The sequence below is a fragment of the Tsukamurella pseudospumae genome (genome assembly GCF_001575205.1).
GTDB classification, from domain to species: Bacteria; Actinomycetota; Actinomycetes; order Mycobacteriales; family Mycobacteriaceae; genus Tsukamurella; species Tsukamurella pseudospumae.
Window position 1 is genome coordinate 370,125 of record NZ_LSRE01000012.1, and the last position, 12,146, is coordinate 382,270.

12 protein-coding genes are annotated in these 12,146 nt (G+C 69.7%); 7 read left to right on the forward strand and 5 right to left on the reverse strand.

Annotated features, from left to right (window positions below; translation table 11 throughout):
• Window positions 1-17: 17 nt before the first annotated feature.
• Window positions 18-833: an LmeA family phospholipid-binding protein gene (locus AXK61_RS10630; RefSeq protein ID WP_068745206.1), complete on the reverse strand. Its 816-nt coding sequence runs from the start codon at window positions 831-833 to the stop codon at window positions 18-20.
• A gap of 107 nt (window positions 834-940) precedes the next feature.
• Here AXK61_RS10630 and AXK61_RS10635 point away from each other — a divergent pair, with 107 nt between their 5' ends.
• The 7 genes from AXK61_RS10635 to AXK61_RS10665 all read left to right on the forward strand — a co-directional run bounded on the left by AXK61_RS10635 (window position 941) and on the right by AXK61_RS10665 (window position 7,933).
• Window positions 941-1,687, forward strand: coding sequence for a winged helix-turn-helix domain-containing protein (locus AXK61_RS10635; RefSeq protein ID WP_068573087.1), 747 nt, complete (start codon window positions 941-943; stop codon window positions 1,685-1,687).
• Complete coding sequence (gene mshD, locus AXK61_RS10640) at window positions 1,687-2,643, forward strand: mycothiol synthase (RefSeq protein ID WP_068573088.1); 957 nt, start codon at window positions 1,687-1,689, stop codon at window positions 2,641-2,643. The genes AXK61_RS10635 and mshD overlap by 1 nt, the downstream gene beginning before the upstream one ends.
• A 129-nt stretch (window positions 2,644-2,772) precedes the next feature.
• Window positions 2,773-3,891 (forward strand): phosphate ABC transporter substrate-binding protein PstS, encoded by a 1,119-nt coding sequence (gene pstS / locus AXK61_RS10645; protein WP_414929995.1) that lies wholly within the window; start codon window positions 2,773-2,775, stop codon window positions 3,889-3,891.
• 108 nt (window positions 3,892-3,999) lie between these two features.
• A complete protein-coding gene (gene pstC / locus AXK61_RS10650) occupies window positions 4,000-5,019 on the forward strand; it encodes a phosphate ABC transporter permease subunit PstC (protein ID WP_068573090.1) in 1,020 nt (339 codons plus the stop codon).
• Complete coding sequence (pstA, locus tag AXK61_RS10655) at window positions 5,016-5,942, forward strand: phosphate ABC transporter permease PstA (protein WP_068573092.1); 927 nt, start codon at window positions 5,016-5,018, stop codon at window positions 5,940-5,942. The genes pstC and pstA overlap by 4 nt, the downstream gene beginning before the upstream one ends.
• 13 nt (window positions 5,943-5,955) lie before the next feature.
• Window positions 5,956-6,732 carry a phosphate ABC transporter ATP-binding protein PstB gene (pstB, locus tag AXK61_RS10660; protein ID WP_068573094.1) on the forward strand — a complete coding sequence of 259 codons (777 nt, stop codon included), beginning with the start codon at window positions 5,956-5,958 and terminating at the stop codon, window positions 6,730-6,732.
• A 49-nt stretch (window positions 6,733-6,781) separates the two neighbouring features.
• Complete coding sequence (locus AXK61_RS10665; protein WP_068745208.1) at window positions 6,782-7,933, forward strand: FHA domain-containing protein; 1,152 nt, start codon at window positions 6,782-6,784, stop codon at window positions 7,931-7,933.
• A gap of 3 nt (window positions 7,934-7,936) precedes the next feature.
• Here AXK61_RS10665 and phoU read toward each other — a convergent pair whose 3' ends face one another.
• The 4 genes from phoU to AXK61_RS10685 all read right to left on the reverse strand — a co-directional run bounded on the left by phoU (window position 7,937) and on the right by AXK61_RS10685 (window position 12,075).
• On the reverse strand, window positions 7,937-8,599 hold the full coding sequence (phoU, locus tag AXK61_RS10670; RefSeq protein ID WP_068745210.1) for a phosphate signaling complex protein PhoU: 663 nt from the start codon (window positions 8,597-8,599) through the stop codon (window positions 7,937-7,939).
• A 65-nt stretch (window positions 8,600-8,664) separates the two neighbouring features.
• On the reverse strand, window positions 8,665-9,858 hold the full coding sequence (gene dusB / locus AXK61_RS10675) for a tRNA dihydrouridine synthase DusB (protein WP_068745211.1): 1,194 nt from the start codon (window positions 9,856-9,858) through the stop codon (window positions 8,665-8,667).
• 129 nt (window positions 9,859-9,987) lie between these two features.
• On the reverse strand, window positions 9,988-10,974 hold the full coding sequence (locus AXK61_RS10680; protein WP_082778091.1) for an acyl-ACP desaturase: 987 nt from the start codon (window positions 10,972-10,974) through the stop codon (window positions 9,988-9,990).
• A gap of 123 nt (window positions 10,975-11,097) precedes the next feature.
• Window positions 11,098-12,075 carry an acyl-ACP desaturase gene (locus AXK61_RS10685; protein ID WP_068573102.1) on the reverse strand — a complete coding sequence of 326 codons (978 nt, stop codon included), beginning with the start codon at window positions 12,073-12,075 and terminating at the stop codon, window positions 11,098-11,100.
• Between the last annotated feature and the right edge of the window lie 71 nt (window positions 12,076-12,146).

The window sequence follows — 12,146 nt, forward strand, 5'->3', positions numbered from 1 at the left end:
GCGCGTCACGGGAGGGTCTACGGGAGGGATCGGTGGAAGGCGCCGGGCGTCACGGTGACACCGTCGGCCTCGCCGAGCAGCACCACATCGGCGTTCTCGCCCCGCGCGCCCGTGGGCCGGACGCCGAAGGGCAGGGCCATCGCGGGCAGGGTGTGGGTGAAGCGGGCGAGCACCGTCGGCTCCTCGCCCGGCAGCAGGTCGGCCTTCGCGTGGTCCTCGGGGCCCGTGTAGATCCCCGTGGCCCGCACCGCGATCGCGTCGCCGATGGCGGAGAAGTCCGCCGCCACCGAGATCAGCACCGTCCGCTTCGGATCCGCAGAGGTGGGCAGGGGCACGGTGCCGGTGAGCACGATTCCCTTCGAGGCCTTGACGTAGCCGTCGGCGGGGCTGCCCGCTCCGGGCCGCTTCGGGGCGGGGGTGTGCACCTGCAGGTCGACGATGTCCATGTACCGGCCCACCGTCTTCTGGTCGAGTCGCACCCGCGATTCCACGTGCCCGGCCCGGATCGGCGTGTCCGGCGTGAACGTCGGCAGGAGGCCGCCGGGGATCGTCACGTCCGCGAACTCGGCCTCGAGGCGCGCATTGCGTCCGTCGATCTCCGCCGGGACCGCGATGGTGAGCTTGGAATGCCTCCCGCCCGACGTCAGATACGGGAATCCGCCGACGGTGACCTCCGGATCATCCGCCAGGCCGGCTGCGGCCCGTAACTCCCGGGAGAGCCGGTACTCGGCGGTCGCGGCGGTGCCGACCTCGGCGAGGAACGCGAGTGTGAGGAGCATCGCACCGACGACCAGAATGCGCCGGATCCACGCCCGTCCCTGCCCCTGCGTCACGCCCGCTCCCTCTCATTCGCACCGGCGCCGCTACGCACGACGCTCTGACCACCGCTATTGTGACATTCGTTCATTCCAATCAGACCGCCGCGCACCGGGGAGGGCATGTGGATCTCATCCTGTTCACGTCCGACCGGGAACCGGACACGGTGCTGCCCTCCCTGTCTCTGCTGCCGCACACCGTCCGGGCGCTGCCCGCGGACGTCTCCTCGCTCCTCGAGGTCGGCTCCGCCGATGTGGCACTCGTCGACGCCCGGACCGATCTGGTCACCGCACGCGGGCTCTGCCGCCTGCTCGGCACGACCGGAGGCGGCGCGGTCGCGGTGGTCGCGGTGCTCACCGAGGGCGGGCTCGTGGCGGCCAGTGCCGATTGGGGCCTCGACGACTTCCTGCTGCCCGGCATCGGCCCGGCCGAGATCGACGCCCGGCTCCGGCTGGTGGTGGCGCGGCGCGGCGCGGACGCCGAGGACGAGGTCGCCGACAAGATCACGCTGGGCGAGCTGCTCATCGACGAGGGCACCTACACCGCCCGGCTCCGCGGCAAGCCGCTCGACCTCACTTACAAGGAGTTCGAACTCCTGAAGTTCTTGGCGCAGAACGTCGGTCGCGTGTTCACGCGCGCCCAGCTGCTGCAGGAGGTGTGGGGCTACGACTTCTTCGGCGGCACCCGCACCGTCGACGTGCACGTCCGGCGCCTGCGCGCCAAACTCGGCGCCGAGCACGAGGGCATGATCGGCACCGTCCGTAACGTGGGCTACAAGGCGGTGCGGCCCGTCCGAGGTAAGACGGAGCGCCCCGCCCTCGACGATTCAGAGGACATGGAACCGACGGACGAGGATCTCGAGGGGGCCTGATGGTCGAGACGGTGCGCGGACCGGTCGCCGACGCGGCGGCAGTACTGGCGATCGCCGCGGAGGCGGAGCGATCCGACGGGATCGGCGCCCTGTCGGAGCAGTTCCGGCTCGGCGTCACCGACGCGGGCCCGCACCTGCTGGCCGCAGGGCCCGACGGGGCCGTGGCCGGCTACGCGGGCGTCGTCGTCCCGCCCGCCGGTGGGCCGGGCTCGGCGGAGGTGGTCGTGGCACCGTCGCAGCGCCGACGGGGCCTGGGCCGCGCCCTGGTGACCGGGACGCTCGAGCTGGTGGGCGACGGCGGCACCGTCTGGGCCCACGGCGACCTGCCGGCCGCCCGCGCGCTGGCCGCCGACCTCGGCCTGACGGCCGTGCGGACCCTGCTCAACCTCCGCAGGGGGCTGCACGGCGCCGGGAGCGGAGCGAGCGGGCCGAATGATGCCGGACCGGACACCGCACCGTCGAACCCGCCGGGCGTGACCGTGCGCACCTACGCCGGCTCCGAGGACGACGCCGCGATCCTCGCGGTGAACAACGCGGCCTTCGCCTGGCACCCCGAGCAAGGTGGATGGACGCAGCAGCAGATCGACGAGCGGACCGGGGCGGCGTGGTTCGACCCTGCCGGGCTGTTCCTCGCCGTCGACGACCAGGACCGGCTGCTCGGTTTCCACTGGACCAAGGTCGCGGACCCGGCCGCCGGACTGGGCGAGGGAGAGGAGAGCGGGGGTTCACGGGGGCGGAGCCCCCGTGGGGAGGTGTACATCGTGGCGGTGGCCCCGGAGGGGCAGGGGCGCGGCCTCGGGCGGCTGCTGACGGCCGTGGGGCTGCAGTATCTGGCGGGCCGCGGGCTGTCCGAGGTCGAGCTGTACGTGGAGGGCGACAACACCGCGGCCCTGCGGACCTACGCCGCACTGGGCTTCGCGGAACACGAACGACACGCCGCGTACGCGCTACGGTAATCCACTCGACCAGGCGAGTTTGCCCGTCGTTCACCCGGGACACCCGGATCGGACACCCGGCCTCTCTAGGTTGCTGGATGACACCCGCATCCCGGTGTGCTCAGTCTGACCCGACCCGGAGGAATCTCGGTGAATTTCAAGCGTGGATCCGTTACGGCCCTTGCCGCCGTGGCCGCCCTGTCCCTGACCCTGAGCGCGTGCGGCAGCGAGGAGGCCAGCAGCGCCGGGGGTAGCTCCTCCGCCGGCGGCGCGGGTGTCCAGTGCGACGGCAAGCTGCAGCTCAAGGGCAGTGGCTCGACGGCGCAGGCCAACGCCATGACCGTCTTCAAGAACGCCTTCGGCCAGGACTGCAGCAGCTCCAACGTGGACTACAGCGGCAACGGCTCGGGCCAGGGCATCACCGAGTTCACCTCGGGCCTGACCAACTTCGCCGGCTCGGACTCGCCCCTCAACGCAGACCAGGCGAAGAAGGCCGAGGACAAGTGCGGCTCGCCCGCGCTGAACCTGCCGCTGGTCTTCGGGCCGATCGCGGTCGCCTACAAGCTGGACGGTGTCACGCTGAACCTGTCGGCCCCGACGCTGGCGAAGATCTTCACCGGCAAGATCACCAAGTGGAACGCCCCTGAGATCGCGGCCGAGAACAAGGGCGCCGCCCTGCCGGACAAGGACATCACCGTCGTCTTCCGGTCCGACGAGTCGGGCACCACCGAGAACTTCCAGAAGTACCTCGCCGCGGCGGCCCCCGAGGACTGGGCAGCGGACAAGTCGGGCAAGGCCTTCAAGGGCGGCGTGGGCCAGGGCGCCAGCGGCAACTCGCAGGTCGCTGCCACAGTCAACAAGGCCGACGGCACCGTCACCTACACCGAGTGGAGCTTCGCCAAGGCGCAGAAGCTGCAGATCGCCAACATCATCACCTCGGCCGGCCCCGAGGCCGTCACGCTCAGTGCCGAGTCGGTGGGTAAGACCATCGCGGCCGCGAAGTTCAAGACCCCGGGCAGCAAGGACCTCGTCCTCGATACCGCCGGCTTCTACAAGCCGACCACCGCGGGCGCCTACCCGATCGTCCTGGCGACCTACGAGATCGTGTGCTCGAAGAACTCGGATCCCGAGCTGGCCAAGGGCCTCAAGACCTTCCTCAAGGTCGCGGCGAGCAAGTCCACGCAGGATCAGCTCGCCGACAAGGGATACGCGCCGATCCCCGACTCGTTCCGCACCACACTGAACGAGTCGATCGACTCCATCCAGTAACGACACCTGCTACACCGGAGGTCGTGCGCGGTTCCCCGACCGGGAGCCGCGCACGGCCCCCGGCCCAGCCGGAAGGACAGCTCTCGCGTGGCGGAACATCGGGGAAACATGGCGACTGAGGACGAATCGCGAAAGGGTGACGACGGCGCACCGTCGACGCCCGACACCGCGCGCGCCGAGGCGCCGGAGACCACGGCCTTCGCCGGTAGCGGTGGCCGGATGGAGAACGCCTTCAAATGGGCCGCGTACGCGTCCGGGCTGCTCCTCGTCGTGGTCATCGCGCTGATCTTCCTGCAGCTCGTGGTGCAGGCGATCCCGGCACTGTCGAAGAACCACGTCAACTTCCTCACCAGCTCCGAGTGGCAGACGAGCCCGTCGAACATGCGGTTCGGCATCCTCGAGCTGTTGAAGATCACGGTGCTCTCCTCGGTGATGGCGCTGATCATCGCCGTGCCCGTCGCGGTGGGCATCGCGACCTTCCTGGTCCAGTACGTGCCGCAGCGCCTCTCCCGGCCGCTCAGCGCGGTCATCGACCTGCTGGCCGCGGTCCCGTCGATCATCTACGGCCTGTGGGGCATCTTCGTGCTCGCGCCCTTCCTGGTGCCGCTGCAGGAGTGGCTCAACGAGAACCTCGGCTGGTTCTTCCTGTTCAAGACGGGCAACGTCGAGCTCTCGCTCGGCTCGACGGTGTTCACCGCCGGCATCGTGCTGGCGATCATGATCCTGCCGATCATCACCTCGATCACGCGGGAGTCGCTGCGGCAGACCCCGGTCGCGCAGCAGGAGGCCGCGCTGGCCCTGGGCGCCACCAAGTGGGAGGTCATCCGGCTGACGGTGCTCCCGTACGGCCGGTCCGGCATCGTCGCCGGCTCCATGCTGGCTCTGGGCCGCGCGCTCGGCGAGACCATCGCGGTGCTCATCATCCTGTTCGCCGCCACCAAGAACTCCATCTGGTCGCTCTTCGACAGCGGCTACACCTTCGCGTCGAAGATCGCCTCCGCCGCCGCTGAGTTCGACAACGTCGACCAGCGCGGCGCCTACATCGCAGCCGGCCTCGTGCTGTTCGTGCTCACCTTCGTGGTGAACGCGATCGCGCGCTGGATCGGCGGGGGACGGGTGAACGGATGACCACCGAAGACCGCAGCCCTGCGCTCGACAGCATCGCCAAGAGCGGCACCGTCTTCCACCGCACCTCCACGGTCCGGAGGCTCAAGAACAACGCCGCGGCGATCATCTTCGGGGGCTGCTTCCTGCTCGCCCTCGTGCCGCTGATCTCGCTGCTGTACATGGTGATCGTCAACGGCTTCCCGGCGATCATCCACCCCGAGTGGTGGACCAAGTCGATGGTGCGCGTGGCGCCGGACTCGTACGCCGGCGGCATCAGCCACGCCATCTACGGCACGCTCGTCCAGGCCGGGATCGCGACGGTGTTCTCCGTCCCGATCGGCGTCATGGTGGGTATCTACCTCGTCGAGTACGCCGAGGGGACCCGCCTGGGCAAGGTCACCACCTTCATGGTGGACGTGCTCGCCGGCATCCCGTCGATCGTGGCCACGCTGTTCATCTTCGGTGTCTGGATCACCACGATCGGGATGCCGCAGTCCGCGTTCGCGGTGAGCCTCGCGCTCATCCTGCTCATGGTCCCCGTCGTGGTGCGTTCCACGGAGGAGATGCTCAAGCTGGTCCCGAACGAGCTGCGCGAGGCGTCCTACGCGCTCGGCGTACCGAAGTGGAAGACGATCGTGCGGATCGTCGTGCCGACCGCTGTTTCCGGCATGGTCTCCGGCGTCTTCCTGGCGATCGCCCGCGTGGTCGGCGAGACCGCGCCGGTGCTGCTCCTGGTGGGCATCAGCGACCGCCGCAACTACGACGTCTTCAACGGCAACATGTCCTCGCTGCCGCTGTTCATCTACGACCAGATCCGCAACAACCCCGGCGAGGTGGGTGAGTACCGCGCGTGGGGCGCCGCACTCACGCTGGTGCTCCTCGTGGGCATCGCGAGCGGCCTCGCCGCACTCATGTCCCGCGTGCTCGCGCCGAAGACGAAGTAAAGGGAGTCGACTCATGGCCAAGCGTCTCGACATCAAGGACCTGAACATCTACTACGGCGCGTTCCACGCGGTGCAGGACGTCTCCCTCACCGTCCCGCCGAACTCCGTGACCGCCTTCATCGGACCGTCCGGCTGCGGCAAGTCGACCGTGCTGCGGTCGATCAACCGTATGCACGAGGTGACCCCCGGCGCGCGCGTCGACGGGCACATCACTCTCGACGGAGCTGACATCTACGGCACGGGGGTGGACCCGGTGGGCGTCCGCAAGACCATCGGCATGGTCTTCCAGCGCCCGAACCCGTTCCCCACCATGTCGATCCGCGACAACGTCGTGGCCGGGCTCAAGCTGCAGGGCATGCGTAGCAAGGGCAAGCTCGACGAGATCGCCGAGTCCTCGCTGCGCGGCGCCAATCTCTGGGACGAGGTCAAGGACCGGCTGAACAAGCCCGGCGGCGGCCTGTCCGGCGGTCAGCAGCAGCGCCTGTGCATCGCCCGCGCCATCGCCGTGAGCCCCGACGTGCTGCTCATGGACGAGCCCTGCTCGGCGCTCGACCCGATCTCGACGCTGGCGATCGAGGACCTCATCGGCGAGCTCAAGCAGCAGTACACGATCGTGATCGTCACCCACAACATGCAGCAGGCCGCGCGCGTGTCCGATCAGACCGCGTTCTTCAACCTCGAGGCCACCGGCAAGCCCGGCAAGCTCATCGAGATCAACCCCACAGAGAAGATGTTCTCCAACCCGGATCAGCCGGCCACCGAGGACTACATCTCCGGACGCTTCGGCTGACGGGTCACACACCCGCCGCGGCCTGGGATATCGACGGTATCCTATCCCTGTGACAGCGCAGACCCAGGACGCGCCCGCCGCGGGCGTGCAGTACAGCACGGTGCTCCCCGGCGATCGCGTCGTCGCCAGGGTGCGCGGTGCCGTGCTCGTGGTCGACGCGCCCGCACTCGGCGCGACGCCCGAGGCCGCGGACCTCGCTGCGGCCCTCGATGTCGACGGTGACCTCGCCGCGATCCTCCGGGACCGCGGAGGCCCCTCGTTCGTCGTCGTGGAGAGCACAGCGGGATCGGTCCGCGCCTTGCTGCGCGGTACGGCCGGGGCGCCCGAGGAGCGGACGCTGACCGTAGCGATCTTCGCCTCGGCCGGGGCGGCGACCCCCGAGCACGTGCTGCACGCCGGCGCCGAGTTCGTCGAGCGCGTGGCGCCCGTGGCTCCGGGCGCGGTGGTGACGGTCACCGTCGGGCCCCCGCCTCCGCCGGCACCGGTGTGCGGCCCCACGGCCCTGCACCTGCTGCGCGGCGCGGTTCCCGGCGCGGGCGCGGTGCTGTGGTCCGACGAGTCGCTGGAGACCACCAGCGAGGGCGACATCTCCACCGATGTCTTCCCCGCCGACGCCCCCACCAACGAGGAGCCGACCGGCGTGAGCCCGCTGTTCGCGGCCACCGAGTACGACGTGGAGGTCCAGGGCCCCGCCGAGCCCGTGATCACCGGGCCGATCATCGAGGGCCGGCGCTGCGCGTTCGGGCATCTGAACTCCCCGGTCGCCGCGTACTGCACGCGGTGCGGGGCCCTCGTCGACCGCCGGGCGCCGCTCGAGACGGGCCCGCGCCCGCCGCTCGGCCTACTCGTCGCGGACGACGGCACCGCCTTCGTCGTGGACGACGACATGGTGCTCGGGCGCGACCCGGCCGCCTATGTCGCGCAGCGCGCGGGCCGGTCGTTCGACGGTGCCGGACGGCTCCTGCCGATCGTCCTCCAGGACCGCACGGGGGCACTCTCCCGCGCGCACCTCGAGATCCGGATCGACGGCTGGCAGCTGCTCGCCGTGGACGTGGGCTCGGCGAACGGCACCTGGGTGCGCCCGCCCGCGTCGCCGCAGCCGCTGCGGCTGCCGCCCGGGCAGCCCGTGCCGCTCACCGTCGGGTCGGACATCCACCTCGGCGGCCGGATCCTGCAGCTGCAGGACGGCGTCGGGGCCTAGGAGCTACTTCGAGACGTCGGCGGTGGGCTCGGGGCTGCCGGTGGCCTGGAAGATCACGCGGCGGCCGATCTCGACGGCGTGGTCGGCGAACCGCTCGTAGTAGCGGCCCAGCAGCGTCACGTCGACGGCGGCGGCCACGCCGTGCTTCCACTCGCGGTCCATGAGTACGGTGAACAGGTGGCGGTGCAGGTCGTCCATCGCATCGTCCTGCTCCTCGATCTCCGCGGCCTGCTTCGGGTCCTGCGTGAGCAGCACCTCGCGGGCGGAGTTCGCCAGCTCGACCGCGAGGCGGCCCATCTCGGCGAAGTAGCCGTTGACCTCCTCGGGGAGGGTCTTGTTCGGGAAGCGGCGGCGGGTGACCTTCGCGACGTGCAGGGCGAGCGCGCCCATGCGGTCGACATCGGCGACGATCTGGAACCCGGAGACGACGATCCGCAGGTCACCGGCGACGGGGGCCTGCAACGCGAGGAGGGAGAAGGCCTCCTCCTCGGCGCGGCGACTGAGCCGGACGATCTCGTCGTGCTCGGTGATGACCTCTTCGGCGAGCGCCAGGTCGGCCTGGAGCAGCGAATTGGTGGCCTTCTCCATGGCGATGCCGGACTTGTCGCAGATGTCGCCGAGGATGTCGTTGAAGGCAGCCATCTGCTGGATGTACGCATTACGCATGCGTGCAGTATATCGGCGTGTTCGTACGCGACCTCAGCGTTGGGTGAACGCCGGGTGAACGACGATTAACCGCCGCTGGTCTCGGCCTCCGCGCCGGGCATCGCCGCCGCGTCGGCCTCCCACGGATCGTCGAGCCAGCCCTCCGGGAGCACCACCTTGCCGGGCGTGCCCTGCCGGCCGCGCGGGCCCTCGGCGTCCTTGGGGAAGGGCACGTCCCGGTCCAGGGTGTCGAGCAGCGCGCGCAGGTCGGCCAGGGCCTTGACGGTGGCGAGGCGCGTGCGCAGCTCGCCGCCGGCGGGGAATCCGCGCAGGTACCAGGCGACGTGCTTGCGGATCTCCCGCATGCCCTTGTCCTCGCCGTGGTGCGCCGCGAGCAGCTCGCCGTGCCGGTACATGATCTCGGTGACCTCGCCGAGGTTCGGCGGCACGGGCATCGGGGTGCCGTTGATCGCGGAGGAGAGCTCGGAGAACAGCCACGGGCGGCCGAGGCAGCCGCGGCCCACGACCACGCCGTCGCAGCCGGTGCGCTCCATCATGGTCACGGCGTCCTCGGCGGCGAAAATGTCGCCGTTGCCGAGCACCGGGACGGTGTCGCCGAAGTGGTGGTGCACGTGCTCCTTGAGGCGGGCGATCTCGTCCCAGTCGGCCTGGCCCGAGTAGCGCTGCGCGGCGGTGCGCGCGTGCAGCGCGACGGCCACCGCGCCCTGCTCTGCGGCGATCCGGCCGGCGTCGAGGTGGGTGTGGTGCTCGTCGTCGATGCCCACGCGGAACTTGACGGTGACGGGGATGTGGCCGCCCTGGCCGCCGTCGGCGATCCCGCGGACCGCCGCGTCGACGATGCTCGCGAACAGGTTCCGCTTGTACGGCAGGGCCGAGCCGCCGCCGCGGCGGGTGACCTTGGGGACGGGGCAGCCGAAGTTCATGTCGAGGTGGTCGGCGAGGCCCTCCTCGGCGATCATCCGCGCCGCCTCGTAGGTCCACTTCGCGTCGACGGTGTAGAGCTGCAGGCTGCGCGGGTCCTCGTCGGGCGCGAAGGTGGTCATGTGCATCGTGACCGGATGCCGCTCGACGAGCGCCCGGGCCGTGACCATCTCGCACACGTACAGCCCGGCGACGGTGCCGGTGCGCGCCCGCTCCAGCTCGCGGCACAGGCTGCGGAAGGCCACGTTGGTGACACCGGCCATCGGCGCGAGCACGACGGGTGAGTCGAGCTCGAACCGGCCGATGCGCAGCTTCGGAGCGGTGGTGGCTGTGGTCATCAGAAAATCTCCCGGGTCATCTCGTTCCATGATCGCTGGCGCCGCAGGGGTACGGCAAACCGCGGGTCCACGAAACGAGAAGAACCCGCCGTGCCTCGGGGAGGCGCGACGGGTTCCGAAGCGTCGGTGCTAGACGGCCAGACCCTGCTTCTCGCGACGCGCGGCCTCGCGGGCCAGCGAGCGGTCGCGCATCTCCTCGAACTTCACGGCCGCGGCCTCGAGTTCGTCGAGGAACGCCGCGAGCTCCTCGCGGGTGCGCTCACCCTCGGGGCCGAAGTCCTCGCGCTCGAAGATCTTCCACTTGCGCAGGACGGGCATGACGACCTCGTCCTTGTGCTGGCGCAGGTCGTAGATGCCGTGCTTGGCCATGAGCACGCCGTTGCGGCGGAAGTCGGGCATACCGGCACCGGGCATCTCGAAGTGCTTGATGGTGTCGGTGATCGAGCGGATCGCCTGGTCCGGGACCAGGTTCAGGCCCGCCGCGGAGATGTTGCGGTAGAAGATCATGTGCAGGTTCTCGTCGGCCGCGATGCGCTGAAGCATCTTGTCGGCGATCGGGTCCTTGCAGACCTTGCCGGTGTTGCGGTGGCTGACGCGGGTGGCGAGCTCCTGGAAGGTCACGTACGCCACGGAGTGCAGCATCGTCATCTTCTGCTCGGTGTGCTGAGCCACCTTGCCCTGCGGGTCCCACCCGTTGGTCATGTGGATCATGCGGGCCTGCTCGAGCTTGACCGGGTCGACACCGCGGGTCACCACGAGGTAGTCGCGCATCGCGATGCCGTGCCGGTTCTCCTCCGAGGTCCAGCGGCCCACCCAGTGGCCCCAGGCGTCGTCCATGGAGAAGTTCGCGGCGATCTCCCGGTGGTACGTGGGGAGGTTGTCCTCCGTGAGGAGGTTGGTGATCATCGCGGCCTTGGCGACCTCGTCGAGCTGGCTCTCCTCGGGGTCGTAGTCGTGACCACCGAGCGCGGCGTAGTTCTTGCCGTCCGACCACGGGATGTACTCGTGGGGGCTCCAGTCCTTCGTCATCGAGAGATGGCGGTTGACGTTGTCCTCGGCGACGCCAGAGAGCTCCTGCAGAAGCTCGAGCTGGGTGAGTTGGCGGGTCGACATCATTCCTCTTTCGACGTTTGGATCAATTCCAGATTACCCCGGGAGTCTACGCACTTCGGACCGCGGACTCAATGTCCTCAGTGTGAAAGTGACGGTTTCGTCCAGCGGTTTTGGGGCGGACCGCGCTCAGACGGCCAGCCCGGTGCGCTCGCGACGCGCGGCCTCGCGGGCCAGCGAGCGGTCGCGCATCTCCTCGAACTTCGCGGCCTGGACCTCCAGGTCGGCCAGGAACACCGCCAGCTCGTCGCGGGCCTGCTCGCCCACAGCGCCGAAGTCCTCGCGCTCGAAGATCTTCCACTTGCGCAGCACGGGCATGACGACCTCGTCGCGGTGCTGGCGCAGGTCGTAGATGCCGTGCTTGGCCATGAGCACGCCGTTGCGGCGGAAGTCGGGCATGCCGAGGCCGGGCATCTGGAAGCCGGTGACGATGTCGGCGATGGCGCGCAGGGCCTGGTCGGGGGCCAGGTCGAGGGCCGCGCCGCAGATGTTGCGGTAGAAGATCATGTGCAGGTTCTCGTCGGCCGCGATGCGCTGGAGCAACTTGTCCGCGGTCGGATCGTTGCAGGCCTTGCCGGTGTTGCGGTGGCTGACGCGGGTGGCCAGCTCCTGGAAGGTCACGTACGAGACGAGGTGCAGGATGCTGCGGTCGCCGAGCTCCGCGCCGGTGTGCCCCTCGGAGGTGGCGCCGTTGCCCATGTGGGTCATCCGGAACTCCTCGAGCTTGACCGGATCGACGGCGCGGGTGACCAGCAGGTAGTCGCGCATCGCGATGCCGTGGCGGTTCTCCTCGGCGGTCCACCGGCCCACCCAGTGGCCCCAGGCGTGGTCCATGGAGAAGTTGTCCGCGATCTCCCGGTGGTAGCTGGGGAGATTGTCCTCGGTGAGCAGGTTGGTGATCATCGCCGCGCGTGCCACGTCCGAGAGCTGCGACTGCGCCGGATCCCAGTCCGCGCCGCCGAGGGCGGAGAAGTTGCGGCCCTCGTCCCACGGCACGTAGTCGTGCGGGTTCCAGTCCCTGGTCATGGACAGGTGGCGGTTCACGTTCTGCTCAGCCACCCCGGAGAGCTCCTGGAGGAGCTCGATCTGGGTCAATTCGCGCTGCATGGTCCCTTTCATCGCCGAGAACCACGAGGACGTTACGCAGAACCGCCAGGTCGGGTCCGGCATTCACCGAT

Excerpts from the sequence above, each read along its gene's own strand:
- pstA (WP_068573092.1), top strand. The coding sequence starts at position 5,016 with ATGACCACCGAAGACCGCAGCCCTGCGCTCGACAGCATCGCCAAGAGC.
- AXK61_RS10685 (WP_068573102.1), bottom strand. The coding sequence starts at position 12,075 with ATGCAGCGCGAATTGACCCAGATCGAGCTCCTCCAGGAGCTCTCCGGG.
- pstC (WP_068573090.1), top strand. The coding sequence starts at position 4,000 with ATGGCGACTGAGGACGAATCGCGAAAGGGTGACGACGGCGCACCGTCG.
- pstB (WP_068573094.1), top strand. The coding sequence starts at position 5,956 with ATGGCCAAGCGTCTCGACATCAAGGACCTGAACATCTACTACGGCGCG.
- phoU (WP_068745210.1), bottom strand. The coding sequence starts at position 8,599 with ATGCGTAATGCGTACATCCAGCAGATGGCTGCCTTCAACGACATCCTC.
- dusB (WP_068745211.1), bottom strand. The coding sequence starts at position 9,858 with ATGACCACAGCCACCACCGCTCCGAAGCTGCGCATCGGCCGGTTCGAG.
- AXK61_RS10680 (WP_082778091.1), bottom strand. The coding sequence starts at position 10,974 with ATGATGTCGACCCGCCAACTCACCCAGCTCGAGCTTCTGCAGGAGCTC.
- mshD (WP_068573088.1), top strand. The coding sequence starts at position 1,687 with ATGGTCGAGACGGTGCGCGGACCGGTCGCCGACGCGGCGGCAGTACTG.